The organism is Desulfosarcina variabilis str. Montpellier (assembly GCF_048565275.1).
Lineage (GTDB): Bacteria > Desulfobacterota > Desulfobacteria > Desulfobacterales > Desulfosarcinaceae > Desulfosarcina > Desulfosarcina variabilis.
The window spans coordinates 1,781,805-1,808,348 of sequence record NZ_CP159846.1 but is presented as its reverse complement, the minus strand read 5'-3'; the positions used below and the strand labels follow the sequence as shown (position 1 = coordinate 1,808,348).

Annotated in this window: 21 protein-coding genes and 1 tRNA gene; 9 read left to right on the top strand and 13 right to left on the bottom strand. The window is 53.3% G+C overall.

Annotated features, from left to right (window positions below):
* The first annotated feature begins 35 nt into the window (after positions 1-35).
* Positions 36-1,994: a methyl-accepting chemotaxis protein gene (locus tag Dvar_RS08010; RefSeq protein WP_419661170.1), complete on the top strand. Its 1,959-nt coding sequence runs from the start codon at positions 36-38 to the stop codon at positions 1,992-1,994.
* 228 nt (positions 1,995-2,222) lie between these two features.
* On the opposite strand, the gene Dvar_RS08005 is transcribed toward Dvar_RS08010, so the two are convergent.
* A complete protein-coding gene (locus Dvar_RS08005; RefSeq protein WP_419661169.1) occupies positions 2,223-3,143 on the bottom strand; it encodes a DMT family transporter in 921 nt (306 codons plus the stop codon).
* 25 nt (positions 3,144-3,168) lie between these two features.
* Entirely contained in the window at positions 3,169-4,002 is an 834-nt protein-coding gene (locus Dvar_RS08000; protein ID WP_419661168.1) for a helix-turn-helix domain-containing protein, read from the bottom strand.
* 213 nt (positions 4,003-4,215) lie between these two features.
* Between Dvar_RS08000 and Dvar_RS07995 the strand changes: the two genes are divergently transcribed.
* The 4 genes from Dvar_RS07995 to Dvar_RS07980 all read left to right on the top strand — a co-directional run bounded on the left by Dvar_RS07995 (position 4,216) and on the right by Dvar_RS07980 (position 9,958).
* Entirely contained in the window at positions 4,216-5,946 is a 1,731-nt protein-coding gene (locus Dvar_RS07995) for an adenylate/guanylate cyclase domain-containing protein (protein WP_419661167.1), read from the top strand.
* Positions 5,947-6,031: 85 nt separating this feature from the next.
* Complete coding sequence (gene cysQ, locus Dvar_RS07990) at positions 6,032-6,865, top strand: 3'(2'),5'-bisphosphate nucleotidase CysQ (RefSeq protein ID WP_419661166.1); 834 nt, start codon at positions 6,032-6,034, stop codon at positions 6,863-6,865.
* Positions 6,866-6,968: 103 nt separating this feature from the next.
* Positions 6,969-7,043, top strand: a tRNA-Val gene (locus Dvar_RS07985).
* 788 nt (positions 7,044-7,831) lie between these two features.
* Positions 7,832-9,958 carry a hypothetical protein gene (locus Dvar_RS07980; protein WP_419661165.1) on the top strand — a complete coding sequence of 709 codons (2,127 nt, stop codon included), beginning with the start codon at positions 7,832-7,834 and terminating at the stop codon, positions 9,956-9,958.
* A 142-nt stretch (positions 9,959-10,100) separates the two neighbouring features.
* On the opposite strand, the gene Dvar_RS07975 is transcribed toward Dvar_RS07980, so the two are convergent.
* The 11 genes from Dvar_RS07975 to Dvar_RS07925 form a co-directional block, all read right to left on the bottom strand.
* A complete protein-coding gene (locus Dvar_RS07975) occupies positions 10,101-10,802 on the bottom strand; it encodes a flavodoxin family protein (protein WP_419661164.1) in 702 nt (233 codons plus the stop codon).
* A 99-nt stretch (positions 10,803-10,901) separates the two neighbouring features.
* Positions 10,902-12,314 carry a dihydrolipoyl dehydrogenase gene (gene lpdA, locus Dvar_RS07970; protein WP_419661163.1) on the bottom strand — a complete coding sequence of 471 codons (1,413 nt, stop codon included), beginning with the start codon at positions 12,312-12,314 and terminating at the stop codon, positions 10,902-10,904.
* A gap of 2 nt (positions 12,315-12,316) precedes the next feature.
* Positions 12,317-13,585, bottom strand: a complete 1,269-nt coding sequence (gene odhB / locus Dvar_RS07965; RefSeq protein WP_419661162.1) for a 2-oxoglutarate dehydrogenase complex dihydrolipoyllysine-residue succinyltransferase — start codon at positions 13,583-13,585, stop codon at positions 12,317-12,319.
* A gap of 85 nt (positions 13,586-13,670) precedes the next feature.
* Entirely contained in the window at positions 13,671-16,400 is a 2,730-nt protein-coding gene (locus Dvar_RS07960) for a 2-oxoglutarate dehydrogenase E1 component (RefSeq protein ID WP_419661161.1), read from the bottom strand.
* A 108-nt stretch (positions 16,401-16,508) separates the two neighbouring features.
* Positions 16,509-17,267, bottom strand: coding sequence for an alpha/beta hydrolase (locus Dvar_RS07955; protein WP_419661160.1), 759 nt, complete (start codon positions 17,265-17,267; stop codon positions 16,509-16,511).
* Positions 17,268-17,301: 34 nt separating this feature from the next.
* Entirely contained in the window at positions 17,302-17,997 is a 696-nt protein-coding gene (locus Dvar_RS07950; RefSeq protein WP_419661159.1) for a TVP38/TMEM64 family protein, read from the bottom strand.
* Positions 17,998-18,029: 32 nt separating this feature from the next.
* Positions 18,030-19,487, bottom strand: coding sequence for a dihydrolipoyl dehydrogenase family protein (locus tag Dvar_RS07945; RefSeq protein ID WP_419661158.1), 1,458 nt, complete (start codon positions 19,485-19,487; stop codon positions 18,030-18,032).
* A 69-nt stretch (positions 19,488-19,556) separates the two neighbouring features.
* On the bottom strand, positions 19,557-19,778 hold the full coding sequence (locus Dvar_RS07940; RefSeq protein ID WP_419661157.1) for a hypothetical protein: 222 nt from the start codon (positions 19,776-19,778) through the stop codon (positions 19,557-19,559).
* 64 nt (positions 19,779-19,842) lie between these two features.
* Positions 19,843-20,055 carry a hypothetical protein gene (locus Dvar_RS07935; protein WP_419661156.1) on the bottom strand — a complete coding sequence of 71 codons (213 nt, stop codon included), beginning with the start codon at positions 20,053-20,055 and terminating at the stop codon, positions 19,843-19,845.
* Positions 20,056-20,067: 12 nt separating this feature from the next.
* Positions 20,068-20,919 (bottom strand): DUF3786 domain-containing protein, encoded by an 852-nt coding sequence (locus Dvar_RS07930; RefSeq protein WP_419661155.1) that lies wholly within the window; start codon positions 20,917-20,919, stop codon positions 20,068-20,070.
* 2 nt (positions 20,920-20,921) lie between these two features.
* A complete protein-coding gene (locus Dvar_RS07925) occupies positions 20,922-21,377 on the bottom strand; it encodes a ferritin-like domain-containing protein (RefSeq protein WP_419661154.1) in 456 nt (151 codons plus the stop codon).
* 189 nt (positions 21,378-21,566) lie between these two features.
* Here Dvar_RS07925 and Dvar_RS07920 point away from each other — a divergent pair, with 189 nt between their 5' ends.
* From Dvar_RS07920 to Dvar_RS07905, 4 genes are all read left to right on the top strand, one after another.
* The gene (locus tag Dvar_RS07920) at positions 21,567-22,409 is read left to right on the top strand and encodes a rhodanese-like domain-containing protein (protein ID WP_419661153.1); all 843 of its coding nucleotides are present in this window, start codon (positions 21,567-21,569) and stop codon (positions 22,407-22,409) included.
* A gap of 108 nt (positions 22,410-22,517) precedes the next feature.
* The gene (locus tag Dvar_RS07915) at positions 22,518-23,630 is read left to right on the top strand and encodes an NAD(P)/FAD-dependent oxidoreductase (RefSeq protein WP_419661152.1); all 1,113 of its coding nucleotides are present in this window, start codon (positions 22,518-22,520) and stop codon (positions 23,628-23,630) included.
* A 19-nt stretch (positions 23,631-23,649) separates the two neighbouring features.
* Positions 23,650-25,080: an alkaline phosphatase gene (locus Dvar_RS07910; RefSeq protein WP_419661151.1), complete on the top strand. Its 1,431-nt coding sequence runs from the start codon at positions 23,650-23,652 to the stop codon at positions 25,078-25,080.
* 133 nt (positions 25,081-25,213) lie between these two features.
* Positions 25,214-26,362, top strand: a complete 1,149-nt coding sequence (locus Dvar_RS07905; RefSeq protein ID WP_419661150.1) for a YibE/F family protein — start codon at positions 25,214-25,216, stop codon at positions 26,360-26,362.
* Positions 26,363-26,544 lie beyond the last annotated feature (182 nt).

The following is a 26,544-nucleotide window of genomic DNA, read 5'->3' as shown; positions in this document are numbered from 1 at the left end:
TACTTTTACGAATAAAGGCACAGGGTGAGCCATCAATGCTAAAAATGAACATCCGCAATAAGTTCCTGATTCCGACCATTTTGCTGATTATCGTCGGGATGGGCGTGTCAGCGACCATTTCGTATGTCAAATCCAGAAACGCCTTGAGTGTGGCGCTGCTGGACAATGTCGAGCAACGCACCAACTCTGTGGCAACCAGCCTGCAGTCCTGGATCAAGGACCGCCAGTTGGATCTCAAGAGTTGGTCCCAGGAGGAAATTTACGCCAAGGCGACCAAATCGTCCATCATCGGCAAAGCGGCGCGGGCTTCGGCTAATGAAAAGCTGGCCCGTTTGAAAACTGACTATGGCTACTACGAGGACATCTCCTTGTCGGGCATAGGGGGAGTTGTGATTGCCTCCAACAACGAGGCGGTCATCGGCAAAATCAGTATCAAGGATCGCCCCTATTTCAAGGCCGCCATGGACGGCCAACTGTTCGTTTCCGACGCAGTCATCAGCCGCGGCTCCGGGAACCCGGTCTTTGTAATTGCCGCGCCGGTTACCGACAAGGGAAGAATCACTGGGGTATTGACCGGTATCGTAAGCATCGCCAGCTTTTCCCACAAGTTCATCGACCCCATCAAAATCGGCCAAACCGGTTACGCCTACGCCTTGAACAAAACCGGCATGATCATCGCCCATGCCGACAAATCCAAAATCATGAAGGAGAGCTTTGGCGAACAGGATTGGGGCAAACAGATGCTGGCCCAGAAAAACGGATTAATCAACTATGTCTATGAAGGTGTAAAAAAAACGGTGGCCTTTAAAACCGTCGCGGGGCAGGACTGGATCGTTGCCGTAACCGTTCCCGATGCCGAAATTCTCGCGCCGGTCAAGAGCATCGGGCAGATCAATCTACTGGTGGCCGTCGCGGTGATAGCTGTTGCCGCCGTGTTGATCTTTGTCATTACCTCAACGGTGGTCAAACCCATCAATCGGGTGGTGGCCGGGCTTCAGGATGCCGCTCAAGGTGAGGGCGACCTGACTAAACGCATTGACATCAACAGCACTGACGAAGTGGGCGAACTGGCCCGCTGGTTCAACACCTTTATCGAAAAAATACAGCTCATTATCACCGATGTGGCCCAAAACGCCCAGAACCTGAGCAATTCATCCAAAGCGCTGGCCGGCATTGCCGGGCACCTGTCCGACAGCGCCAGTCAAACCTCCGGAAAAGCCATGACCGTATCCGCCGCCAGCGAAGAGATGAGCACCACCATTTCATCCGCCGCCGGCATCATGGATGAAACCGCAGGCAATCTGAATATCGTCGCTTCCGGGGCTGAGGAAATGACCGCCACCATCAACGAAATCGCCGGTAATACGGAAAAGGGCCGTCAGATCGCCGAAGAGGCGGTGGGCCAGACCAGCCATGCCACCACGCAAATCCAGGACCTTGGCAACGCCGCCGTACAGATCGGCAAGGTGGTCGAAACCATTACCGAAATTTCCGAACAGGTCAATCTCCTGGCACTCAATGCCACCATTGAAGCCGCCCGCGCCGGTGACGCCGGCAAGGGCTTTGCCGTGGTAGCCAACGAAATCAAAGAACTGGCCAAGCAGACGGCCACAGCCTCAGGCGAAATCAAACAGCAGATCGAGGGTATCCAAAGCTCCACCCAGGGCACGGTCACCGAAATCAAAAGCATTGCCACCGTCGTCGGCCAGGTCAATGAACTGGTAACGACCATCGCCGCGGCCGTGGAAGAGCAGTCGGTCACCACCAGGGACATTGCCGGCAATGTCGCCAGGGCCTCAGAAGGGGTGAGCGAAGTCAATACCACCATCGCCGAAGGGGCCAATGCAGCCAACACCATTGCCGCCGACATCGCCGATGTGACCCAGGCCGCTGATGAAATGACCAATGCCAGTTCCCAGGTCAACGCGAGCTCCACCGAGCTTTCCGAACTGGCTGAAAAACTCAATACCATGGTCAACCAGTTTAAAGTTTAAACGAATCGTTTTTGTATTTTTCACCCTTCTAAATAGAAACGCGAGATGCTGATCATCTCGCGTTTTTTCTTCTCTCCTGCCCGTCCACAAATGGTGAATCTCGCCCGGGTTCAGTGCGGGCAACAAATTCAAACCGGAGGAATGTGTTAATATTTTGAAGATTCGAATTTGTTGCCGAGCGCCGCAATCGGGTGAGAGGCGCCTTTTCTGGATGGACACGAACTGGCTTCAGGCATTTTTTTGACCTAGTGCAACGCCAATGATTATGCCGCCCGCCGCGATACACTGCACCACACCGAGCGATTCTCCCAGCATGATCCAGCCCAGTGCCACGGCAGCGACCGGAACCATGTTGATAAACACCGCCGCCTGGGATGCCGGGATGCGACTCATGGCCCAGTTATAGAGGCCGAAGGCACCCAACGTCACCAACCCGCCTAGAAAAAGGATCGAAAAAACCAGTGGGCCGGTCCACGATACCGACTCTCCCCGAAGCAGGATAAACAATCCCGGAATAAAAAACAGGGTTCCGGCAGCCACCTGAAAGGCTGTGAGCAGCCAGGGATTATAACGGCCGCAAAGCCGCTTGACGATCAGCATGTTCACCGCAGCGCAGGTCATGGCACAAAGTTCAAGCGCGTTACCCCAAAGAGGCGAAGCCGCCGTACCACTGGAGTCACCCGCAAGACTCAGTACAACCACCCCGAAAACCGACAGGAAAAGCCCGGCAAGCGCACTTTTGCTAAGGGATTCAGCCAGCATCAACCAACTGCCGATGGCCACGATGAGTGGAACGAATGCACTGATCACACCGGCCTGGGACGAAGTCGTCAATTTCAGGGCATAGGATTCCAATAAAAAATAGAGGCAGGGCTGAAAGAGTACCATCAGGACCAGCAGCCGCCAGTCGCCCTTTTGGTACGGATACTTTTTCAACCGTCCGGCAAAGGGCAGGATCACGATCAGGGCAATGGTCATGCGCAGCCACATGACCGACCATGGATTCATGGCCTGCACGGCCAGGCGCATGGCGGAAAAAGACCCGCCCCAAAGCAGCGCGGCGGTAATTAGGGCAGCGATGGGCAATAGCCTTGCTGTGTTGGGCGAGTTGATGGCAACCGGGCTGCGGCGAATAGAAACGCTTTTCATCGTCAATCCTGAAACTGAATTTGAGTTAATGTCTGGTTTCGGCAACATACTGCCCCGGTGTCGCACCGGTGTATTTCCTGAATGTATTGGTAAAATGGCTTTGGTCGGAGAACCCGACCATCAGGGCCGCTTCGGCCAGCGGGGTACCTTGGCAAAGCAGTTGCCTGGCTCGGTCGATACGTCTTAAAGTGCGAAACAAATGCGGAGACAATCCGGTTTCCCGCTTGAACACCCGCAGAAAATGATACCGACTCAAACCGGCCGATCGGGCAACCGCTTCAAGGGATGTCTTCTGGTCCAGATTTTCGGCGAGAAATTCCATGGCATGGCGGATGGGTCGGCCACAGCCCCGCCGAACCCGCTTAATTGACCGTGCCGGGCTGCACAAAAGGAGTACGCCGGCCAGGGCGTCCATAAGCGCAGACTCCTTTTCCAATTGTCCACCAGGCCCTTTTACAGTCAAGCACAACCGCTGAAGGCGTTGCCAGACCCGATTGTCCTTGACTACCATGCGAGAAAATTCAGGGGTGATCGTCGATTGACGGTAAACGTCGGCAAATGCCGAAACCATCAGTGCAAGGTCAAAATAAACCATGCAATAGGAAATACGATTACCATTGACCGGAACGCCGGAATGGACCTGGCTGGGGTTGATCAAGGCGATCTGCCCCGAAGCGACCAGTGAATCGGATTTTTGGGGTCCCAGGCAATAGCTGCCGCCGGACTCCATCAAACCAATGGCGTAGATACCATCGTGAGCATGGTCCGGGAACACATGTCGGCTTCCATTGACCCGGCAGATTTCAATACCGGGCAGGGTCGGGTCTCGCCAAAAAGTGACATGATCGATTGATTTCATCTTCGGTTTCTATTTGCGCTATTCGCTTTTTTTAGTTTTATCAAACTGTTTAATTGTGTTTAACATAGGTGGTTATGGTTTTCTTGTAAAAAATTGCTGTCAGGCAGCATCCGTCGGCGCCATCTGGCCCTGAGTGTGTTGTTAATGAATTCGAATAAAAGTCCTGACTCGTCATGCCGGACTCGATTCGGCATCCAGTAATGATCGACACCTATGAAATCCTATCATTTCAAAAGCCTGCGTGCCCGCTTGACCGCCTATTTGGTCCTGCCGGTAATTTTGATATTGCTGGCAGCCGGCTTTGGCGGCTTTCTTTTTGCGCGCGATCGCATGATCGAACAGTTCCACAAAAGGGTCACCCTCCAGCTTGAACGGGCCGCCCAAAAAATTGAGCAGCGACTGTCCAGGCCCGTCGAATTGATGAGGCTTTTTGCCAATAGTGGCATCAGCGAATCAAATGACGGCCTTCTGGAAGCGATCGTCAGGCGGCTGGAGACGTTGCCGGAAGTGGCGCGAGTCAACCTGAAATGGCATGCTGCCACAGACCCTGCCCATCATCATGGCAGACGATACGGTGCAATGGGAAATGGCCGTATGACGCGATTCAAGCGGGGGACCATCACCAGCATATCCATACCGACGGTCGAGGAGTCCACCGATATGCAAACCGTATCAGTATCCATGATTCTTCTGGATTCTGCCGATTCCGCCGTGGGGAATCTGGAAATCGTATTGAAATTCAATTATCTCATATCAGGACTCACCGCCAGTCCCTGGTGGCAAAGTACCATGGCCTGCATTGCCGATCGTGAAACAGGCCGAATCGTATTGTCCAGTGGGCTGATGGAAGGACGCACAATGCTCGGGGAAACCGGTAGTCCACTGGAGCAAGCCATCAAAGCCGACATTTCCAAAAAAACTGTTGGAACCCTCTGGCCCCCGGGGCATCCTCCTGATTATGTTGCCGGCTTTCACAGCCTTGAGACATTTCCCTGGGCCCTGGTCGTATTCGCCGATGGCAAAACGGCCTTAGCCCCGATCATCGCATTCAGAAATGGGTTTCTGATCGGTGCCTTGATTCTGGTGGCCTTAGTTGTGGGGATCATCCACGTGAGCGTCGGCCGAATATCCGACACCATCCGGCATCTTGCCCAACGCGCCATTTCGATTGCCGCTGGCGATTATGGGGAATCAATCAAAGTGAACTCGCGTGATGAAATGGGGCAGTTGGCGCAAAGCTTCAATCGCATGATCGAGGAATTGAGGGAAAAAGAGATGATCCAGCGGACATTCGGCAGCTACGTGGATGCTGACTTTGCCCGGGTTTTAATGAAAAAGCCGGAGGTCGGCCGGTTGGGAGGACGCCGGCAAGAGGTGATCATTCTGATGACCGACATCCGGGGATTCACGCCTATGACAAAAGACCTCTCGCCTGAAAAAATCATCGACATGCTAAATGGTTATTTTTCGGCGATGATTCCGTTAGTTCAGCAATACCATGGCATTATCGTCGATTTTGTTGGTGATGGCATCCTGGCCTTTTTCGAACCCATCAATGAATCGCTGTGTGACGCAACTCATCGGTGTATGCAGTGCGCCTTTGAAATGAACGCCGACATCGATCGACTCAACCAAGAAATGAGCAGGCAAGATTTACCGGAATTGAAAATGGGTATTGGTATCAACTGCGGGCCCGTGGTAGTAGGAAATATTGGTTCGGAAATGCGCAAAAAATACGGTATCGTGGGTGCCGCCGTCAATGTCACGCAGCGTATCCAGGCAGAAGCCGAGGCGGGTGAAGTGGTGATATCCCAATCCATTTTCGACATGGCGGAAAGCCATGTCACCGTTATCCGCAATTTCTCGGCATCCTTGAAAGGGGTGGCATCGACCATGCAGTTGTATACCGTTGTACCCAAAACCACTCACACCCAATCGGGATAGACTCGTAAAAAACGGCCTCCCCCGGATTACAGGGAAGCCGCTTTTTTTCAGAACCGTCAATCTTAACAATCGGAAAGAGGCTTATATGAAAGACCGATCAAAATGGCTGACGACCGCCATTAAAAGCGCTATTGCCGCGGGCAAGGCCATTCTTGAGGTATATGCGTCAGCGGACATGACCATAGAGAAAAAGGCGGACAACTCGCCCCTGACCCTGGCCGACCGGCGGGCCCATTCAATCATCAAAGCCGCCATCGATGCGTTCGGGATTCCCGTTCTTAGTGAGGAAGGCCGGGCCATCCCGTTTGAGGAGCGCAACGGGTGGACACGGCTGTGGATCGTGGATCCGTTGGACGGCACCAAAGAGTTCATTAAACGCAACGGAGAGTTTACGGTAAACATCGCCCTGGTGGAAGAGCGTGTTCCCACATTGGGCGTTATCTATGAGCCTGTAGCCGACAACTTGTATTTCGCCGATCATCATCTGGGCGCGTTCAAAATAGAAAACTTTCAGACGACAGGCGTTGGAGCTGACAATGCCAATATCCGTCCGCTGGAAAAACTGATGGAAAAAGCACTGCGCTTGCCTCTGAACAGGGAGCCGGGGCAGCCTTTCACCATCATGGGCAGCCGCTCCCACGCCACACCGGAACTCATGGCCTATGTTCAAACCATGCGTGAAAAATACGATGAAGTGGATTTTATCTCTGCCGGCAGTTCTCTGAAAATCTGTCGGGTGGCCGAAGGCCGGGCGGATATCTACCCACGTCTTGGCCCCACCATGGAATGGGACACGGCTGCCGGCCAGGCCATTGCCATGGCCAGTGGCGCCCAGGTGGTTCGTCACGATGACGGCATGCCCCTGGCCTATAACAAAGAGGATCTGCTCAACCCCTGGTTTATTGTCAAAAGGCCCTGAAATCAGTCCCCACCAGACGCAGCCATCTGTCCGGAATAGGGTCCAAATGAAAAAACGCTTGACTTCAGACGCCCTGCCCCTCTATATGTAGGGACACTTTTCGGGGCGATTAACTCAGCGGGAGAGTGCCACCTTCACACGGTGGAAGTCACAGGTTCAAATCCTGTATCGCCCACCAGGCATAATAAGGGTTTATCCGTATTCGTACGGGGAAACCCTTTTTTATTTCAGAAAGGCGATGAACCGGTTCTGATATAACGACTTCGTCAGGTTAAACAAGCATTTAGTGCCGCTTCATTGTCAATTCGCACAACGACTGCTTCATTTTAGGGCAAATTACATTTATTATATTTTATAACTACTATTTACGCATTTCGCCTTTCCTATCCTGCCTCATTTTAAAGCAAATTTCAATTTCATAGAAGAATCCCCTATCCGCCTTATATATCTGCAATTACTTATTTTTTTATTTTGGCATTTATTTTGTAGAGCCTGTTGAGCAAATCAATTCGCAACTTCAAAAAAGGTAGTAAGCCATGAAAAAAATGAATGTGATCTGTATCACAGACAAATCGAGCGACTGTAATAAACTACTTTCCGTGCACAAAACGTATTCAGCAAAAATACCTCTGGCAGGGGGCCAAATGGCCCTTTTGCTCCAACAGCAACTTCACACAACGGATGATTGGGGACCTCAACCATCAGCGTTGATTGAATACCAGCAGAAAGGGACAAGAAAACATATCAAATTGGATTAGTATTGGAATTTTGATAACGGTCCATTCTTCTCTTGACGAGAAAACCAAGGATGAGGTTTACTATAGTCTATTTCAGCCGTTTACAAAGGCGACCTGATATCTGTTTCTCAACTTCTTTTCTCTGATTTTGTCGGTTATTTAATCTGCCAGGCTGCTAAAACAATCAGTACCGCCTTTTTTTAATTAATGATAGTGTGGAGCAATTGATGTGGGTTTTTTATTATTGGAAAGGCTGTATTTTATGAAAATTTTTTTATTAGCGTGCCTGTCAATTTTATTTTGCTTGAGTAATGCTATAGGGGCGTACTTTATGGGGTTAGGAGATTTACCTGGTGGTATCTTCTATAGCGAAGCGATACATGTTTCTGATGGTGCATCAAGCGTAGTAGGATTTAGTAGATCGGCTTCTGGCCTCGAACCATTTTACTGGACGCAGAGCAACGGTATGGTTGGTTTAGGCGCCTTGCCCGATGAAAATGAAAATAATTATATGGTCAGTGATTTATCAGGTGATGGAACGGTAGTTGTGGGTACATTGTACTATGATTCAAATGATTCGGAAGCCCATGAAGCCTTTCGATGGACGCAGAGTGACGGATTGATGGGCCTTGGTGATTTGTCAAATGAAATCGAACCATACAGTATAGGGTATGCAGTATCCTCTGACGGTTCAACTGTTATTGGTGTCGGTTGGTCAAATAATTTTGAAGCTTTTCGTTGGACACAAAGCGATGGCATGGTAGGTTTAGGGACTCAAAATGCACCATGTGGCACTACCGCTATGGATGTATCCAACGATGGATCTGTGGTAGTAGGTTATATTGAAGGAGGCGGTTCTGAATTATATCCCTTCAGTTGGTCGCAAAATGACGGAATGGTGAACCTTAGCCTTAATAGTCTTGGCCGGGCCATGCCTGAAACCGTATCTGCTGATGGCTCTGCTGTGGCTGGCCATGGCCTTACTTATAGTGATGAAATAGTTGCTACTTTATGGACTGAAGGTAGCGGAATTATCGAATCGGAGTATTCAGTAGATAGAATGTTGTGGCTTGGGGCGAATGATGTATCAAATAATGGATCAGTTGTGGTTGGTTACAGCTACTTTTCTTCGGAAGATAAAGGCGAACCATTCCTATGGGAAACAACAGGTAGTCTTCAAGAATTAGATGAGGTGTTAGAAAATAATTATGGGTTAGATTTAGCTGGTTGGGAACTGAGGTCAGTATCAGGTGTTTCACCAGATGGCAAGACTATTGTCGGTTATGGAATTAATCCTGATGGAAATATTGAAGCCTGGATTGCCTCATTAGACGAGCCTTCGGGATCACTTAAAGTTATCATTGACCCCGCTGAAGCGGTGAATGATGGCGCCCAGTGGCGTGTGGACGGAGGCTCATGGCAGGACAGTGGGTCGACCCAGAGTGACATTGCCGTGGGCAGCTATACGGTGGAGTTCAAGTCGATCTCTGGCTGGACGGCGCCCGGCAGTAAATCAGTTACAATTGAAGACGGGCAGACAGCCACGACCAGTGGCACGTACACCCAACAGATGATGAGTTCTTTAACGGTCACCATCGATCCTTCTGCTGCACGATCTGCGGGTGCACAGTGGCGGGTAGACGGAGGCACTTGGCACAATAGTGGCGATACCCAAAGTGGATTAGCAGTTGGCGACCACACTGTGGAATACAGGACCATTTCTGGCTGGGCCACACCGGGCAACCAAATCGTAACGATAGAAAACAATCAGAATGCCAACACGACAGGTATCTATACCAATGAAACCGGTTCATTGAAGGTTACTATCGAGCCTGATGAGGCGTTGGCAGCAGGGGCACAATGGCGGGTGGATGGTGGTTCTTGGCACCAAAGCGGTGATACCCAGAGCAATGTTGCCGAAGGGGACCATACATTGGAGTTTAAGGAAATCGCCGGCTGGTCAAAGCCCGGTAACCAACAAGTCACAATCACCAGTGGAGAGACTGAAACTATTAGTACTGCCTATACTCAAAAAACCGGGGCGTTGCAAGTAACGCTCAGTCCAGCCGAGGCGGTGTCTGCTGGGGCCCATTGGAGAATTGATGGCGGCGAGTGGCACAATTCAGGAGATACCCAGTCCAACCTGAGTGTTGGGTCTCATACTATAGAATACAAGGAAGTATCAGGATGGATAACACCAAATGATAAGGAAGTAACGATAAACGCGGATCAGACCATGATCGATAGCGGCATTTATGAAAAAAATGAAGAATTCAGCCCTGAAGACACTGAATCAGCTGAAAACGGAGAAAGTGGTGGTGGTGGTGGTTGTTATATTAACGCTTTGATATTCTAGACTCGTCAGTCATAAATTTTTCAGGTGAACAACGCCCCCCAGACCAACGATCTGACCTTTTCGACAAATCGAAACAACAAGGGTTGACCAGCCTGTGAGCTGGCCAACCCTTGTTTTCACCAATGAATAGAAAGGATAGAAGTCAAACCGCCGATTCAAACATCGCCATCATTTTTTTCTGCATGTTCTGAGTGACAACCGTGCGGTCGTGACCGCCACTCAGCCGCCGGGCCAGTTGTTTGCCGGCTTGGGCGACGGCGGCCATGGTCTCGGGCTGTTTGGTCACATCGGGAATCATCTCCGGGGTGATCTTGACGCCCTCACCGTGGATCATGCTGGGGATGCCCACCTGGCAGGTCTCGCCATAGCCGCAGCTGTAGCAGGATGCAGCTCCCTGCCCCGTGACCTTGGCCACCGTTTCGATAAAGTTGTAGAGCAGAAACTTTTCCAATTCGTCGGCAGGAAATCTGCCGCTGGTTCCGCCCACGCCCACGGTCACAGCCAGCTTGCCCCACAAGGTATTGCCGGTCTGGTGGCGAAACTGGAACCAGCGCTCGAGCAGGGCATGGGTGGTGGCATTGAGAGTTGAGTAGTAATTGGGCGCGCCAATGACATAGGCGTCAGCCGCGACGATTTTATCTCTCATCGGCGTAAGGTCGTCTTCCACCTTGCATATATTGTCTTTGACACATCCCAGGCAGGCGATGCATCCGGAAATGGATTTCTTCCGCAAAGAAATGAGGTCGTAGTCCATGCCGGTATTCTCGAGCACGGTTTCAACCAATTTATACGTGCCGGACTGACTCTCCTTGCGCGGACTGCCGCAAATGCCTAAAATTTTCATTTGGCCTCCTTTGGATCGTAAGAATAGGATTTAACGCCAACTACGTGCTCAACCAGCGGAACCACCTTCCACCTTCCACCTTCCACCTTCCACCTACTTTTATGACGCATAAATAGAACACTTACGAACATTCATGGCCGCTTCCATCAACGCTTCGGAAAAAGTCGGATGGCCGTGAATGGTGCGCGAGATATCCTCGCTGCTGGCGCCGAACTCCAATGCAAGAACGCATTCGGCGATCATGTCCGCGGCCCGCGGCCCGATGATATGCACCCCCAGGATGCGGTCGGTCTTACCATGCGAGATCAGCTTGACGAATCCATCGGTCTCGCCCATGCAACGGGCGCGGCCGGCGCCGGAAAACGGAAAACTGCCCACGCAATAGGGAATCTCCCGCTCGCGGACCTGCTCTTCGGTGAGTCCCACGCTGGCAACCTCGGGCCAGGTGTATACAACCGCTGGAATCGTATCGTAGTTGACTTCGCCGGCACGGCCCGCCATGCACTCCACAGCGGCGGTGCCTTCGGCCGAGGCCTTGTGGGCCAACATGGGGCCGGGCACCAGATCGCCGATGGCGTAAATACCCGCCACGCTGGTTTGATAGGTCTCATCCACCAGGATCTGACCGGTCTTCGCATCGGTTTCAATGCCCAACGTGTCAACGCCTAGCCCACGGGTCAACGGTCTGCGGCCGATGGAAACCAGCAACCGGTCAAACGTCATCTCCTCGCTGTCGTCCCCTTTCTGCAGCACGGCCTTGACCTTTTTGCCGGACACAGTGGCCTTGGCTACCTTGGTACCCAGCCGGAATTCCATGCCCTGGCGTTTGAGAATTCTGTCCAGGGTCCGCCCCACCTGGCCATCGAGTCCGGCGGCGATCTTGGGCAGCATTTCGATCACGGTCACCTTGGACCCGAGCCGGTTCCACACGGAGCCCAGTTCCAAGCCGATGTATCCACCACCGACAATCCCCAGATGTTCGGGCACGCTGTCAAACGACAGCGCTTCGGTGGAACTGACAATGCGTTCGCCGTCGAATTCCAGCCCTTTGACTTCGATCGGTTCGGACCCTGTGGCCAAGAGGATATTCTTGGCCGACAGGGCGAGTTTTTTCTTCTTCCCTGTATCCACCTCGACTGTCCCCGGTGCGGTCACCGTGGCGCTGCCATGGATGATCTCGATGTTGTTGCCTTCAAGCAGTTTGCGCACATTCTCGGTAAGATCTTCCACCACCTTGTCCTTGCGGGCCAGCATGGCGGGAAGATCAAGGGCAACTGTACCGGTTTTAATGCCGTATTCGGCAAAGCGATCCTTGGCCAGATGAAAGTACTCGGAGGCATCCAGCATGGCCTTGCTGGGGATGCATCCCACGTTGAGGCATACCCCGCCCAGGCGCGATGATTTTTCAACAACGGCGGTTTTTAAATCAAGCTGGGCCGCACGAACGGCAGCCACGTAACCGCCGGGCCCGGAACCGATGATCACCAGGTCGAACTGTGTCTCTTGCGCCATCTTTACACCTCCAATGCCATGCGTTCCGGGTTCTCGATAAATTCCTTGATCCGCTTAAGACAGGTCACCGCCCCTTTGCCGTCCACGATGCGGTGATCGTAGCTCAAGGCCACATACATCATGGGCCGGATGACGATTTCGTCATCGATGACCACCGGTCGTTTTTCGATTTTGTGCATGCCCAGGATACCGCTTTGGGGCATGTTGAGGATCGGCGTGGAGAGCAGACTGCCGTACACCCCGCCGTTGCTGACCGTAAAGGTTCCCCCTTCCAGGTCGGCCAGTTCCAGGCGATTTTCCTTGATCTTGGCCACGTAGTCGACAATGGCTTTTTCAACCTGGGCATAGTTCATGCGCTCGGCATGGCGGATGACCGGCACGACCAAACCGCGTTCGGTACCCACGGCCACGCCGATATGCTGATAGTTGTGGTAGATGATGTCACTACCGTCGATAAAGGCGTTGATTTCGGGCACCTCTTGAAGCGCCTGGACGCAGGCCTTGACGAAAAAGGACATGAAGCCCAGGGAAACATTGTGGCGCTTTTTAAATGCTTCTTTATAGAGCGAACGAATCTCCATGGCCCGCGACATGTCGATCTCGTTAAAGGTGGTAAGCATGGCCGTGTTCTGCTTGGACTCCAACAGACGCTGGGCAATGCGCTTGCGGATGGGCGACATGGGCTTGCGCTCCTCGGTCGCCACCAGTGCGACCGGCTCCCCCCCGGAGGCCGTTGTTTCGGCCGGTTCGGGAATGCCGGCCGGTGCATTTTCCAGATACAGCAGGACATCGCCCTTGTTAATCCGGCCGCCAGGGCCGGTACCCTTGATCTTGGAAACATCCAGATGCTTTTCGGCCACGAGCCGGCGTACCGATGGGGCCAGGGGAATTTTATCGGCTGACGTGGCCGATTGCGCCGCGGTTTTGGACGCAGCCGGCGCCGGCGCCTTGGCCTGCTCCGGCTTCTGTGGAGCCTCCGTCTCCGGTTGCGGTGTTTCGGCAGACTCGGTTTTTTCCGGCGGGGTGGCAGACACATCGGCCGGATCGATACTGCCCACCACCGCCCCAATGGCAACGGTTTCACCGGCCGGCACCGTAATTTTCAATACCCCATCCGCTTCAGCCACCACCTCCAGGGTGACTTTGTCCGTCTCAATGACAAACAGGGGCTCGTCCTTGCGGACCGTGTCGCCATCCTGCTTGAACCACTCGGCCAGGACTGCCTCCTGAACCGATTCACCAACGCTGGGAATCTTTACCTCAATGGACATGAAAGCTCCTTGAAAAGTAGGTTTTTAGGCTGAAGGCAGAAGCAAAAGGAAGCCATCGTTCCCCTTCAGCGTTGAGCGTCTTTTATTATCCGGAAATACTTCCCCCCTTGTCATGGGGACCGATAGCCTGGTCCACAATACCATCTTGCTGCATCTTATAGATTTTTGGAAATCCCGTGGCCGGACTGGCGGAAGCGTCCCGGCCGATGTAATTAAGCTGTTTTTTCAGCATCGGCGCCAACCTGGGCTGGATGTACGACCAGGCTCCCATGTTTTTGGGTTCTTCCTGCACCCAGGTCCATTCCACGGCTTTCTTGTACCGCTTGACGACCGATGCCAGTGCTTGCTCCGGGAATGGATGCAGCATTTCCACTCGTACAATGGCAGTATCATCGGCACCAATCTCCTGGCGCCGGGCGATCAACGGGTAGTAAATCTTCCCGCTGCAGAAGATGACCTTCTTGGCCGATGCACGGGCCTGTTCATCATCCAATACCGGTGAAAACGCCCCATGGGTCAGGTCCTTCAACACGGATACGGCCATGGGATGGCGCAGCAGGCTTTTCGGCGTCATGAGAACCAGCGGCTTACGGAACGGCGCCAATAGCTGACGGCGCAGGATGTGAAAATACTGGGCCGGCGTGGTCAGGTTGGCCACCTGCAGATTGTCGTCCGCGCAAAGCTGTAAAAAGCGTTCCAGCCGGGCGCTGGAATGCTCGGGGCCCAGGCCTTCCCAACCGTGGGGCAAAAGCAGGGTCAACCCGCAAAGCTGCTGCCATTTGGCCTGCCCGCTAGCGATGAACAGGTCGATGACACATTGGGCATTGTTGGCAAAATCACCGAACTGGGCCTCCCACAGGGTGAGCACCTGGGGCTGGGTCACCGCGTAACCGTACTCAAAGCCCAGCACACCGGCCTCGGCCAGGAGACTGTTGAAAACATCGAAGCCGGCCTGGTTTTTCGATAGATGATTCAATGGCGTGTAGGCCTCGCCCGTCTCATAATCCCATAAAACACTGTGCCGCTGACTGAAGGTGCCGCGTCCCACATCCTGTCCGCTAAGCCGGATGCTGTAAGATTCGGCCAGCAGTGAGGCAAAGGCCAGGGCCTCGGCACCGGCCCAGTCAATGCCTTCTCCAGTGTTCACCGCTTCCAGCCGCTTGTCCAGCACAGTCTTGAGCCGCGGATGAACCGTGAAGCCTTCCGGCAAGGCGGCCAGGCGCTCGGCCAGATCCACCAGAATCGATTGATCCACAGCGGTCTTGACCGGATCAGTGGTGTAGGTCCCGCTGACCGTCTCCCACTCGGGAAAAAAACGGGGTTCCGGAAACAGGCAGGTGGAACCGTGAATTTCCTCGAAGGCCGTGTCAAGGCCTTGGTTGATGGCCTGTTCCATCTTTTCGATCTCATTTTTGGCAATCACTTCCTCGGCCACCAGCCCATCACCATAAACTCGGTTGAGCGACGGCCGCTGCCGAATGCGCTTGTACATGGTCGGCTGGGTGAAGTACGGCTCGTCGCCCTCATTGTGGCCGTAGCGCCGGTAACAGATCAGGTCGATCACCACGTCCTTGCCGAACCGGTAGCGATAGTCCGCAGCCAGGCGGGCCACATGCACCACCGCTTCCGGATCCTCACCATGCACGTGGAAAATGGGCACCATCAGCATTTTGGCCACATCGGTGGAATAGCGAGTGGACCGGGCATCTTCCGGCAGTGTGGTGTACCCGATCTGATTGTTGATGATCACATGAATGCTGCCACCGGTACGATAGCCTTTGAGCTGGGACATGTTCAGGGTTTCGGCAACCACGCCCTGCCCGGCAAAGGCGGCATCGCCGTGAAGCAGCACCGGCATCACGGCCTTGTCACCATCGGCCGCATGCATGTCCTGCCGGGCGCGGGCCATGCCTTCCACGACCGGGTTCACCGCCTCCAGATGACTGGGATTGCTGACCATATACAAGGCCATGCGGCTATCGTCAGCCAGGGTGCGTTCGGACAGATACCCATTGTGGTATTTGACGTCCCCGGAACCGATCAGATCCTGAGGATCGTAGCAGCTTTCGAACTCCGAAAAGATCTCGTCGGCCGGTTTATCGAGAATATTACGCAGCACATTGAGCCGGCCGCGATGGGCCATGCCCAGGATCACCTCCCGGCATCCGGATCGGTATGCCTGACGGCAGACTTCATCCAGAAGCGGAATAAGCGATTCTCCGCCCTCCAGGGAAAAGCGGGTGACGCCCACATACTTTTTGTTGAGAAATGCTTCAAACAGCGTAGCGGCGGTCAATTGTCGCAAAAGCGCCGTTCGTTCTTCAGCACTTAATTCGGACCGGTTGCCGAAAGGCTCCATGCGCGACTGCAGCCAACGCCTTTCATCAGGATCCTGAAGGTGCATGTACTCCACACCGATGCTGTGGCAATACGTCTGTTTCAGTCTGCTCACGATCGTTTTCAGCGGCACCGATGATTGTTCAATCAGGCTCGGGGCGGCAAAAGCACGCTCCAGGTCCGCCGGTTCCAACCCGAAGGCCTCTAAATCCAACAAGGGATGGGCGGTGGGGCAGGCGGACAAGGGATCCATACAGGCCAGAAGGTGGCCGATGTCCCGGTAGCGATGGATCAGCATCCCGACCTTGGCCTGGCGCAAGGCCTGATCCGGGTCGGCATCCGCCGGGCCGGCAACCCCGGCCATGTCGAACCCCTTGAAAAAGTACTGCCAGTCTTCCGGCAGCGATGATGGATCGGATTTCCATTGGCGGTATTGGGCGTCGATAAATTCGGCGCTCAAGGTTTGGGACAAATTCATCTTCCGCATTCTCCTGTAAGCGGTAGGGGGATTGATTCAAATTCAACCAATCCGATGTGATGGATTAAAATTACATCTACCTGCATTTCACGGGCACGATGATATCGGTCAGCCCACCTGATGGCGAAACCAGTCGGCGACGGTCTGGCCGACCTGTTGCTGATGCGCCGGACGGGAAAACATATGATCCCCCCCTTCAACGACAAACAGCTTTACACGCTTCGGGTTGGTATCGTGGGCCAGATACGCCTCGGATACGGGGATAATCTCATCCTGGTTGCCATGCACCACCAGCATGGGAATCGTTAATGACCGGGTGGCGGCGACCAGATCATGGGAGTCGGCATCATCGAAAAAGGCCTGCGTGATGGTAAGCTTACGCCCGCGGCTGGTGAATTCCACCTGACCGTTGGTGGTCAGCGTTTCCTGCTGGGCGTGAGTGAGAAAATAAGTAGGCCGGGAAGCGCTGGCTCGTCCGGCCAAGCGGCACACCGCAGCGATGGAATCGATTTTCCTGGCGGTCAACAGCGCAATGGCCGCCCCCAAGGAGTGTCCAACCAAACCGATCCAATCGGCCCCCCGATCCTTCATCACATTGATCGCAGCTTCCATTTCAAGAATCTGCTTGGACCAGGTGGAATGCTCGAATCCCCCTTGACTCTGTCCATTGCCCGAGAAATCAAAGCGCAGGACATCAAAGCCGATCTTGCTCAGTTCATCGCACACCCGACGTAGAATCCCCGTGTGCCGGGAGCAGGTAAAACAATGGCCCGCCACGACCGCACCAATCGACGATTCTCTTGCCGGATGCAAGGTTCCCGCAAGCAGTTCGCCCTGGTAATTTTCAAATTTAATCTGTTGTTCCATGCATACTCCATGGGCGGTATACGTTGTTCGGTTATCAGCGGTCGCCTCGAAGCCGTTTAACAATCACTGGAATGAAAAATGAGAAAACAAATAAAGCAACAGAGAACAGCCCATTAAATGAGACCAGATCGGACCACCGGCCTGATACCCAAGCCGTTTTCAGGGTACCAATAAAAAAGGTGAAGACAAAGGTGCCGACGACAATTCCCAGGCCGGTTCCCGCCATGTAATCCACAAACCGCACCCGGGTCAACCCCATCCCGAAATTCATCGCGGTAAAGGGAAAATAGATCAGCCGCAAGTATAATACAGTGGCAAACCCGTTGCGTTCAATGGCCTGATCATATTTTTGCAGACGGGAACCGATCAGGGATGCGGCAAAATCCCGGCCCAGGGTCCGTCCGATGATAAAACCGCCCGCCGCGCCCAGCATCGCCCCGATCCAGACCCAGAGGAAACCCCAATAGGGTCCGAAAATGGCAGCGCCCAATCCGGTCAGCAGCGTACCCGGGACGAACAAACACACGCCTAACACATAAACGAGGATGAAAACCAGCGGCGCCCAAAAGCCGGCTGCCGCCAATAGTACACCCAACCGGTCAGCGCTCAAGTAGGTCTTGATGGGCGTGTAACGGATCAGCACAACAGCGGCCACAATAAACAATACGAGAAAAAGCGCCTTGCTTTTGGCGCGGCCGGCACCGGGTGGAGAAGGCGTGGTGGATTGCATGACTATCTGGTTACCATTTTATTCGTTTGGCTTCAGGTATCTAGCGAGCAGGCCCGTCCCTTGAGATTGAAAATAAACTTCAGCCCTTTTTGAACCTTTTCGGAAAAGATCTTTTGGCTAAAAAGCGCACCGGTCACGCGTTTGCTGATCTCACCCAGTGTGGGATAGGGATGCACCGCAGAGGCCAGGATGGAAAGCTTGACGCCGCCGTTTAAGGCCGCCACCCACTCGGCGATCAAATCACCCGCCCTGGGCCCCAGTATCTGGACGCCCAACGGCTTTTCCTTTTTATCCAAAATCAATTTGATGCGGCCCGCGCTCTGGTCTTCGGCCAGGGCCCGGTCGTTATCCACAAAGGCCTCACTTAAAACCGTATAGTCAATCCCCGCTGCCGTGGCCGATCGCTCATTCATACCGATACTGGCCAGTTCCGGATCGGTATAGGTACACCAGGGCAGCCAGGTGTAGTCGACCTTGCGCGGCAAATGAAACACCGCATTGCTCACCACCACGCCGCCTTCGTAACCGGCCGCATGCGTAAACAGGTATCCCCCGTTCACATCACCGGCGGCAAAGATGTGCTTTTGACGCGTCCGCAGGCGGGCATCAACGTCAATCCCGCCGCGATCGTAGTGAACACCGGCGGCCGCCAGGTCCAGGTCATCGACATTGGGTATGCGGCCCGCAGCCACCAAGAGGGTATCGGCTTTCAAGTCTGCGGCTGCGCCATTACCCAATGTGACCGAAACCGTTTTTTTCTCACCATCTGCCTCCACCTGCTCGACGACGGCGTTCAAATAAAACACAACCCCCTCGGCGGTCAGCCTGGCCTGAACCGCATCGGCCATGTCGCGATCCTCCTTAGGCAGAATCTGTTCGGCGCGATCGATCACGGTGACGGTGGTCCCCAGACGGTTGAACGCCTGGGCCATCTCAATGCCGATCGGTCCGGCGCCCAGGATGACCATGCTGCCGGGAAGCCGTGGAAGCGAGAAGATGTCCCGATTGGTCAGATAATCGGCATCCGCCAGCCCTTGGATGGGAGGAATGGCAGCTGAAGAGCCGGTGGCAATCACCCATGTTTTGGCACTCACCGGGCGGCCGCTAACGTCCACGCGATGATCGTCGATAAAACGAGCGGGCCCAAACTCCACTTTTGCCCCCAATCCGCAAAACCGCTCTTCGGAGTCGTGCTTTTGGATCCGGGCAATGACGTCCTTTATCCGCTGGGCGATCTGTGAAAAGTCTACCGGCGGCAGATCGACCGCCGGCAGACCAAAATCCCGGGCACGTTTGATCTGGTGATACACATGCGCGGATCGAATCAGCGTTTTGCTGGGCACACAACCAAAATGCAGACAATCACCACCCAGGGCCGCTTCTTTTTCGATGAGCAGTGTCTTGGCACCCAGTTGGGCGGCACCTGATGCCACGGTCAATCCCGCGGCACCGCCACCGATGATTCCCAGATCGTAATCATAATCGACCATGATCATCTCCCTGCTAAATCACATACCCACAATAGTTAGCCGTTGCACGTTGGCTCCGTGCTATTACGTCTACTCTTTTCCCGGCCACACGACACCGGTCTTTTCCTCAACCACATAGCAGAACCGGTTCCAGTCAAACTCCCGATGACTGAACGGGCAACGCAGTTTGACCTTGCGATCCGTCACCGCCACCACTTCCCAGTCACCCTTGCGGGGACCACTTTCGATATTGATTTTCTGTCCCTGTTTGAACGGGTAGGGTTTAAAAACAGCTACGTCATGCGTTGTCATATTCGCCTCGCCTTAGACCACCTTTTTTCAAGGTGCTGTTTTTTTAAGGTGCTGATTGAGTGGGTTATTTGAGCTTATCAAACTTATCGTGCCATGCACAAGTATTGCAGAACGTTTCTGTATTCTCATCGATTTGAGGGCACTCTTCGTCCGCCAGATCTTCTTCAAAGCAAACTTCACCATCCCGGCATTCGAATTCATAGATGTCATATTGATCATCCGGATTTTTGACATGAAATTTTTCACTCCCGCAGACCGGGCATTTGGATCGGGCCATGGGTGACCTCCTTTAGGTATTTCCTTTTTGTGGTGCTTCATCGGCTGCGTCGCAGAGCAACTGCCGCAGGCGTTCACTTAAAAAAACAATCGATTCGATATCTAAATGCTCAATCACCGTCTCATCGAAAAGCAACTTGGCCGTGGCGCCGAATCCGTCCGCCGGATCCTCATCCCAAAAAAGCAACATGACCGGCACCCGTAAAAAAGGCCGAAAGAAAAAGGCTGCGTCGGCGCTATGCGCTTTGCCGGTCATTTCCATGCCGCCGATCCGTTTTGCAGCATCAACGAGTTCAGCAAGACGCCCATGAAAGCGGTCAACCAGCGGCGCCTCCACATGTCCGGCCATGGTCTTGATCTTGGATACCGTGTTGGGGAATTCTTCAAAGCCCTTCCACTTACCGATAGGCATCCGCGATCCCCCCTGGGACAGATGGTTGTAAATGAAAACTTTCTCCCAGCGGGTGAGTTCACGATCGTCCGCACGAGTGATATCGCCCTCGCTGATGATCACATGGCCACCAAAATAAGGAAGTTTCAATGCTTTGCCGGAATCGGTATCCAGCAGTTCGCCACCAATGCGACCGGGCAGGTCCGAAAGGTTCATGGATGCCGAGCGTTCTTTTGCCCAGGTCAACGCATCCTCGGCCAGGTCCCGTTTGGTCCACTTGCCGGCAGCATACTGCTCGGCCAGCTCCTGATTGCAGCGCTCAACCACCTCCGGAGCCAGATGCGGGCATCCGTCAATGGGGTGCTTTTCCGATACCACCATGCCGGCAAAGGCGAGGCAAGTGGGAAACCCGCAATCCCCGCAATTGGTTTTAGGCAGAATGTCACGATACAAATCGACAACAGAAAGGGCCATGTCTACCACACCTCGGGATAGCCGACATCGGTAAATGCGGTTTCCATTTTCAGTTTATGATCCCGCTCCATGGCAGCCAGATCCAAAAACACCTGACGTTTGTCCGCATCATCGCACATATTGGCCATCTCGGTGTACTGCTTCATGGCCGCTTCCTCCTTTTTCATCGCCAGGGCAAAGGCGTCGGCCGGTTTCATATCCATCGACAGATCCGGCTCTTCCATGGTTTCAGCCACCTTGTAATCCCGGGTTTCGGAAAAGTAGCGGTCAATCTTATCACTGGTGTAGATCTGGGTCAGGATATCGCGATGTTTTTTCTCCTCTTCGGCCAGGGAGGTAAACAGTTTCTTCAGGTATGGATCTTTCAGGGTGTTTGCCGCATCTTCATAAAACTTTCTGGCTTCCACTTCACTTGCAATGGCCTGTTTAATGATTTTTTTATACTCGGAAAGATTCATGGTTTCCTCCTATGGCTTCAAAAAAAAGGACAATAGGTAATGTGCCGGATGGTGCCTAATAATTCTACAATTAAAGCAAACCGTGTGCCATCTAAAAATCAATGGTGGACAAGTTTTGTTTTGTGTATAATTATTTTTATCATCCAACCCGCCCGTGCAATCCAATTAACACTACCAATGGAGGAATATATGAATTGGCGACAATTTTTAACCCCCGTAAAATCTGTCGATGCCAACCAGGCCAAAACCTATCTGGCCGATAAAAAAGTCGATGAAGTGACCATTCTGGATGTACGCCAACCCAAAGAGTATGAAGCCGGACATATCCCCGGCGCAGTGCTGGCGCCGCTACCAAATCTTACCGATCATATGGATCGCATCGATCGGCAAAAACCGGTACTCGTGTATTGTGCAGTGGGCGGACGCAGTCGTGTTGCCGCCCAACTGCTCTCCGGCCAGGGTTTTAAAAACATCCTCAATCTTTCCGGTGGGTTCAATTCCTGGACGAGTGACACGGCCTTTCTGAGTGAGGAAAAAGGGCTGGCGCTTTTTGACGGGGTCACCTCGGTAGAACAGGCGCTGACCGTGGCCTACTCACTCGAGGCAGGGCTGAAAGACTTTTACGACTCCATGAGCGTAAAAGTGGAAAGTGACCCAGCGAGACAACTGTTTCACCAACTGTCTCAAATAGAAGTGAAACACCAGGATCGAATTTTGGAACAATACACCGAACTGACCGGCCAGACGGTGAGCCGGGATACCTTTGAAGCCCAAAAACTGCCCGACGTGCTGGAAGGCGGGCTGACCACCGAGGAATATGCCAATCTGCTGATGCCCAGTTATGATACAATAACAGAAATTATCGAACTGGCCATGTCCATTGAAGCCCAGGCCATGGATCTTTATTTACGGGCATCGGAAAAAGCGCAAAATGAAGCCGGAAAAAATGCACTGATTCAGATTGCCAACGAGGAAAAAACACATTTGGCCAGGTTAGGACAACTGATGGAGGAAACGTTGGAAGCCGTTTAGACTGAAGCGATTTAGGCTGAAGGGAAAGTGCAACCGCACTTGATGGAGGCTTATGTTCCACTTCAGCCTTCAGCCTAAAAAGCAATTAACCGAAGCTGAGGTTTAGCCATGCCGAAACAACTCGTGCTGATCGGCGGCGGCCATGCCCACATGGTCACGCTGGCCAATTTAAGGAAAATTGTCGATAAAGGCCACGACGTCACCGTTATCGGTCCGTCGGACCACCATTATTATTCCGGTATGGGACCGGGGATGCTATCGGGCACCTATCGGCCCACGGATATCCGATTCGCCACGCGCCATGTGGTGGAAAAAATGGGCGGGACGTTCATCGGTGGCAAGGTGGTCCGCATTGATCCGCAAGGCAAACATGTCATCCTCGAAAATAACACATCCATCTCATATGATGTGCTCTCCTGCAATGCCGGCAGCCACGTGCCGCGTCCAAGCATCGAGGGTGACCTGACCGATGTATTTACCGTCAAACCCATTGAACGGCTGATGGAGGCCAAAAGCCGGCTGGTCAACCAATTCGCCCGGCACCGCCCCCGAATCGTCATTATTGGTGGCGGGCCGTCTGCCGCAGAAGTGGCCGGTAATGTCTGGCAATTGGGCACGGACGTCGGCAGCCACCAACCAATCATAACGATCTGCGCCGGCAAAACCTTCATGGGGCGGTTTACCCCCACGGTACGCCAACGCATTGCCGACGTGCTGCAACAGCGGGGAATCTTAATTCGCGAAGGCGTGTATATGAAGTCCATTTCAAGCTCGGGAATCGCTCTGGATAACGGGGAAACCCTGCCGGCGGATTTCATTTTTCTGGCGCTTGGTGTCAAGCCGTCACCGATTTTCGCCGACTCGGGCATCGCCACCGGCCCCGACGGTGGCTTAAAGGTCAATCGATTCTTGCAGAGCACCCAGTATCCGGATATTTTTGGCGGCGGCGATTGCATCTACTTTGAGGATCAGCCCTTGGACAAGGTTGGCGTGTATGCCGTCCGTCAAAATCCGGTACTCTATCAAAACATGGTGGCTCAGCTTGAAGGGCGCGAATTAACCCCCTTTGACCCAGGCGGCGATTACCTACTGATTTTTAATTTAGGTGGGGGGGTGGGTGTACTTAAAAAGCGCCGGCTGGAGTTCGGCGGCCGCCCTGCATTTATCATCAAAGACTATATCGATCGCAAATTTATGCGTAAATTTCAGGCCATTGAATAATTGATCAGGAGACAGCCCCATGAAACAGGCAAGAACAATAATCGGCGGGATACTGGTGTTGCTATTGATGGTGTCTCCGGCGCTGGCCGGCACGCCCAAGTATGTATTCTACTTCATCGGAGACGGGTTGGGTGCCTCCCAAAGGCAGTTCAGCGAATTTTTCTTGAGAGCGAAAACCCACAATCCATCCCGGAAGCTGTTAATGAACACCTTTGAAGTCGCCGGCATCAATTCCACCTATGCCGCCGACACGCTCATCACGGATTCAGCCGCCGCCGGTACGGCCCTGGCCTCCGGCGTGAAAACCAACAAGGGGGTAATCGGCAAATCCCCCGACGGAAAAAATGTAAAAACGCTGGTCGAAGCGGCTGAAAACGACGGCATGGCCACAGGCCTGATTACCACCACCCGGTTGACCCATGCCACGCCCGCTGCCTTTGCCGCCCACAACATCAGCCGGGACAATGAGAATGAAATTGCCAATGATTATTTGAACAGCGATGTGGATTTTTTGGCGGGCGGCGGCATTCGCCATTTCATCCCCCAGTCAGAGGCCTTAAAAAATACCGATGCCGTGGGACAACCCATCAAATCAAAACGTAAAGACGAACGCAACCTGGTTCAGGAGTTTGAAGCCAAAGGGTACCGGACCTTTATCGGCATGCAAGGGGCCAAGGCATTCGCTACCACGGACTTCTCGTCTGTGGACAAGGTATTTGCCGCATTCACCTACACCCATCTGCCCTATGAGATCGAACGCATCCACCAATACACGCATCTTCCCTCACTGGCCCGGATGACGCGGGCCGGCATCGACGTGCTGTCCAATGATCCGGACGGTTTTTTTCTCATGGTCGAAGGGGGACGCATCGACCACGCCGCCCACGCCAATGATGCCACCGGCGTGATTTACGATACGATCGCCTTTGACGATGCCATAAAAGCGGCGTACGAGTTCTATCTGAGTCACAAAAACGAGACACTCATCGTCGTGGTCGGCGACCATGAAACCGGGGGCATGGGGCTCGGCATGGATTCCATGGGCTACAAACTGGATCTGACTTGCCTGATGGATACCAAGGTGTCTGTGGAGGACACCCTGAACTACGGTGATGGACAGTACCAAGGAGACAAAGCAGCCTACTACCAGTTCCTTGAAGCCCAATTCGGTCTGAAAAACCTGACCGAAGATGAAAAAGCGCGGCTGGAAAAGGCCATGCTGGATGCGGACGCCGGCAAAACCGTCGGATACTACCAGGTGAACCCGGCTGCGCTGACGGCGGCCCACATCCTCTCCCAGCGGGCCAATATCAGCTGGACCACCACCATTCATACAGCCACCATGATCCCCATGTCCGCCACCGGAACGGCTGCCGACCAATTTTCCGGGTACAAGGACAACACGGAAATCGCTCGGGCCATGGCTCAGGTATTGGGGTTTTCGCTATAGTCCAAGTTGAGTTTAACAAAACAAACCGAATACATCCTGCTTGAAAACGCACGCAAAGCCTGCTCTACTGTTGAGCAGGCTTTGTACCCTCCGGCGGAGGGATCTTCCAACACGCCTTAAGAGTCAACGCACCATGCCCCTTGCCGCCTATCGAAAACTGACCACCCATTTTCTCGCCCTGGTGCTCGTTCTTGCCGGCATCGTCGCCTTCTACACCTTTCGTGCGGGACATGGCAGCCGGCCCACCGATGCCATCGAGGTCAAGGCCCGGGTGCTTGACGTTGACAACACCGATGTGCGTTCGTCAGGGCTTTCCAACATCGGCCATCAGGAATTGAGCGTTGAAATCCTGGAAGGCGAATACAAAGGCAAAATCCTTCGCGCCACCAATAGCCTGGTCGGCCAGACTGACCTGGAAAACCTGTACCATCCTCAAGATGTCATCATCGCGGCCGTCATTTTGGAAAACGGAGCCATCAGTCATGTCAAGGCAGTGGATTTGTATCGGCAGGACACCTTGTTGGCCCTGTTCGGCCTGTTTGTCGGCGCGCTGCTTCTGTATGCCGGCGTGGTTGGCATCAAGGCCCTGATCTCCTTCGTGCTTACGGTATTCATTATCTGGGAGGTCCTCATCCAAAGAATTCTGCAGGGGCACAGCCCACTGCTGACCACGACCTACACCCTTGTGCTTATGGCTGCGGTCATTATTTTTCTGGTGGCCGGTGTAAACAGAAAGGGGCTTACCGCGTTCATCGGTACCCTTTGCGGATTGCTGGCAACCTTTTTTATCACCCTCTTTTTCGGCGGCAAAACCGGCCTTTTCGGAATGACCCAACCCTATGTCAACGCCCTGATTTTCAGCGGTTACTACGATCTGGACATCCGTCAGATTTTTTATTGCGCGGTTATACTGGGCGCTTCCGGAGCCGCCATGGACATTGCCATGGACATCGCGGCATCTATGGATGAGGTGAAATCGAAAAAACCGGATATCAAGGCCAGGGAGTTGATCCATTCCGGTTTTACCGTGGGACGCCATGTGATCGGCACCATGGCAACCACCCTGTTGCTGGCCTATACAGGCGGCTACCTGACCTTGCTGATGATTTTCCGGGTAAAAGAGCCCAGCATCATGCGCATGATCAATCTGAAAATCGTAGCCGCAGAGATCATGCGCACACTTGTGGGCAGCATCGGACTGGTGTTGGTCGCACCTGCCACGGCCATTGTCGGTGGACTCATCCTTACCCGCCTGGCCAACAAAAAAAATAAGTCTTCATAAAAAACACTGATAAACAACAATTTGACAGCATTTATGCTTTGGGGGTAAACTGAATTTATTATAAAAAATTAACATTTTAACACCAAAACCCAAAGATCATGCGCAGCCTTTACGTTTTTTTTACCATGGCTGATCGGTTCATCACACTCAACTCCCTGCGTTTTATTCCGATAAGAAGTTAT